This is a genomic window from Anaeromyxobacter oryzisoli (assembly GCF_022690765.1).
Taxonomy (GTDB): domain Bacteria; phylum Myxococcota; class Myxococcia; order Myxococcales; family Anaeromyxobacteraceae; genus Anaeromyxobacter; species Anaeromyxobacter oryzisoli.
The window spans coordinates 1-3,311 of record NZ_JALCZA010000153.1 but is presented as its reverse complement, the minus strand read 5'-3'; the positions used below and the strand labels follow the sequence as shown (position 1 = coordinate 3,311).

The following is a 3,311-nucleotide window of genomic DNA, read 5'->3' as shown; positions in this document are numbered from 1 at the left end:
GGCGGCGGACCTCGGTCGCCCCGGCCCGGGCGCGGAGCCGGTCGGCGAGGGCGAGGGCGGCGAGCGCGAGGGGCGGGACGGCGAGGGCGAGGGCGAAGAGGGGCGATCGCCACGGCGGCCCGCTTCGTCGCTCGAGCGCTGCCCCGGCGCCGGCGCGGATGGGGCGCAGCCCGGCGGCGAGCGCGTTCGTGCCGGCGCTCGCGCGCGCGCCGCCGGAGGCGCCCGGCCCGACCTTCACGCGCAGCTCGGGCGTCGTGGCGGCCTCGTACCGGCCCGCCCGCGGATCGAACCAGGACCAGCTCACGCGCGGCACGACCAGCTCGCCCTGCCGCTCGGGCACGAGGACGGTCTCGAGCGTGCGCGTGCCGCCGAAGCGGGTGCCGCGCGGCGCCGCCTGATCCCGGGTGGTCGGCTCGAAGGCCTTCGCGCCGGGGATCGGGGGGAGGCGCGGGAGCGAGAGGGCGCGGACGTTCCCCTCGCCGGACGCGGTGAGCCGGATCGTCACCGGCTCGCCCGCGGCGACCCGCGCGCCGGAGGCGGTGGCCTGGAGGGAGAGCTTCCCCACGTTCACGCTGTCGAACCCGGCCGGCGCGCCCGGCGGGAGCGGCTTCACGCGGATCGTCACGGGGACGCTGCGCCGCGACAGCCGCTTCACCTCCGGGAACGGGTCGAAGATCGAGCCGCCGCCGAGCTGGACGGCGACGTTCAGCTCCGCCGGCCCGAGCTCGAGCGTGCCGGCGCGGGTCGGGAAGAGCGCCACCCGCTGCAGCAGGTACGCGCGGGTCGGGACGCCGTTCACGTTCTGCACCTGGAACTGGATGCGCCGCGGCGTCTCCAGCTCCTCCTCCCAGAAGCCGTCGTGGCGCGGGGGCGAGAAGCGATCGTACTCGACGACCCCCAGCGGTGAGTAGAGCCAGATCGAGACCGTGACCTGCTCGCCGAGGAAGACCTCGCGCCGGTCCGCCTGCACCGCGAGCACGAGGTCGCGCTCCCAGCCGCGGAAGGAGCCGCCCCCGGCGAGCGCCCGCGGATCCGGGGCCGGCCCAGCCTGCGGATCGGGCGGCGGGCCCGGCACCTTCGCGCCAGCGGGCAGGACCTTCACGGCGATGGGGCGCGTCTCGTAGCGCTTCCCCTTCACCACGGCGACCACCGGCGGCACGGTGAGCTCGCCGGCGCGGACCGGCGCGAGCCCGAGCGTGACCACGAGGACCTGCCTCGACGAGGCGCCGCCGGGGCCGAAGGTGAAGGACGACTGGCGCGACTGCGCCCGCGAGGCCACCCGGAAGTCCGTGCTCTGTCCGAGCTCGAGCGAGGAGGGGGCCTCGGACGCCTCGAGCCGGATCTCGAGCGCGACCGCCTGGCCGAGCGCGAGCGTGGTCCGGTCGGCCCGCGCCTCGAGCGAGACGCCCGCGTCCGCCGCGTCCGCCGGGCGCGCGAGGGTCAGCCCCAGCGCCGCCGCGACCCCGAGCGCGGCGTGAAGGATCGTCTTCACGTGCCCGAGGACGAGCCGCTCACCAGTCCTTCTCCGCATCCGCCCTCCGCCCTTCCTTGCGCGCCCGCCCCGGCGCGATCGGCATGTTCCGCTCCCGCGCCCGGAGCGCGTCGAGCAGCCTCTCCGCATCCTGCCGCGAGAGCGGGGCGGGCCGCTCCTCCCGCCCGGCGCCCGCGCGCGGCGTCTCCTCCGGCCGCCCCGCGGCGTCGCGCGGCCGCCCGTCCGGGCGCGTCTGCGGCTCCGCCCCCTGCTGCCCCTGCCGCTCCGGACCGCCTGCCTGCTGCGCGGACGGCTGCCGCGCTTGTTGCTGCTGCTGCTGTTGCTTTTCGCCGGATCGATCCTGCTGCGGCGGCGACGAGCCCGGCTGGGACGCCTGCTGCCGGTCCTGCGGCTTCTGCTCGCGCTGGCCGCCCTGGCCCGCCTTCTCCGGCGGCCTCTCGCCCGCGTCCTTGCGCCGGAGCAGGACCTCGAGGTCGAAGCGCGCGTCCTCGTTCTTCGGGTCGGCGCGGAGCGCCTCCGTGTACGCCGCGATCGCCCCGTCGCGATCGCCCACGGCGGCGAGGGCGTTCCCGACGTTCTGGAGCGCGCGCGTGCCGAGGCGCCCGGCCCCGCGGTCGAGCGCGCGCTTCCAGGCGTCCCGTGCCTCGGCGTGACGGCCGAGGCGGTACAGCGCGTTGCCCCGGTCGTAGTCGATCTCCGGCCGCGGCCCGACGGCCTTCTCGGCCGCGTCGTAGTGGCGGAGGGCGGCGGCGGGATCGCCGCCGGCGAGCTCCTCGTTGCCGGCGCGGACATCGTCCTGCTCCGCCTGGAACGGTGAGAAGCCGGTGGCGACGAGGAGGAGCGCGGCGGCGAGCGCGAGCCGGCCGCCCGGGCTCGGCACCCGCCATCGGCGCGGGCGAAGGCTCATCGGTCGCCCTCCGGCGCGGGCCGCGCCTCGGGGAGGAGGAGCGCGGCGAGGAGCAGGAGCAGCGCCGGGAACGCCGCCACGGCGTAGCGATCCTCCCAGGTGACGGTGACGCGCCCCTCGAGCTCGGACTTCTCCATCCGGTCGAGCTCCGCCCGGAGCGCCGGGATCCCGCGCCCCGGCGCCTCGACGTCGTAGAGCTTCCCGTTCCCCTTCGCGACGATCGCCTGGAGCCCGGCCTCGTCCAGGCGGGTGACGACGGGCTCGCCGCGGCGGTCCGTCCGATAGCCGGTCACGGCGCCGGTCTCGTCCAGGACCGGGATGGGCGCGCCGTCGCGCCCGCCGACGGCGAGGGCGAAGACGCGGATCCCCTCGCCGGCGAGGGCCTGCACCGCCTCGTCCACGCCGCCCTGGTGGTCCTCGCCGTCGGAGACGAGGAGCACCACCTTCGCGCGGGCGGCGTGGTCGGTCGCGGTGAGGACGTCCCGTGCCGCCAGGAGCGCGTCGGCGAGGGCGGTGCCCTGCTGCGGGATGGCGTCGGCGTCCACCGCCCGCAGGAAGAGCTTCGCCGCGGCGTAGTCGCTCGTGAGCGGGCACTGCACGAACGACGCCCCGGCGAACGTGACGATCGCCACGCGATCGCCGGCGAGCCGGTCGAGGAGATCCGCGATCTCGAGCTGGGCGCGGCGGAGCCGGTCGGGCTTCACGTCGCGCGCTTGCATGGACCGCGAGGCGTCGAGGACCACCGCGAGGTCCACGCCCCAGCGCCGGGAGAGCTCGGTCCGCGTCCCGCACTGCGGCCGGGCGAGGGCGACGGCGAGGAGGGCGAGCCCCGCGGTCCAGAGGCCGAGCCGGGCGGCCGGGCGCGCGAGGCCGGCCCCGGGCGCGACGCGCGGCCCGAGGTCGCCGGCGGCG

3 protein-coding genes are annotated in these 3,311 nt (G+C 77.7%); all 3 read right to left on the bottom strand.

Features of this window, described 5'->3' with window-relative positions; genetic code table 11:
• On the bottom strand, positions 1-1,531 hold a 1,531-nt coding region (locus MNZ27_RS23015; RefSeq protein ID WP_242396401.1), incomplete at its 3' end, for a BatD family protein.
• Entirely contained in the window at positions 1,512-2,399 is an 888-nt protein-coding gene (locus MNZ27_RS23010) for a tetratricopeptide repeat protein (protein WP_242396400.1), read from the bottom strand. The genes MNZ27_RS23015 and MNZ27_RS23010, both read right to left, overlap by 20 nt.
• Positions 2,396-3,311: VWA domain-containing protein (locus MNZ27_RS23005; RefSeq protein ID WP_242396399.1), on the bottom strand; the 916-nt coding region annotated here is incomplete at its 5' end. The genes MNZ27_RS23010 and MNZ27_RS23005, both read right to left, overlap by 4 nt.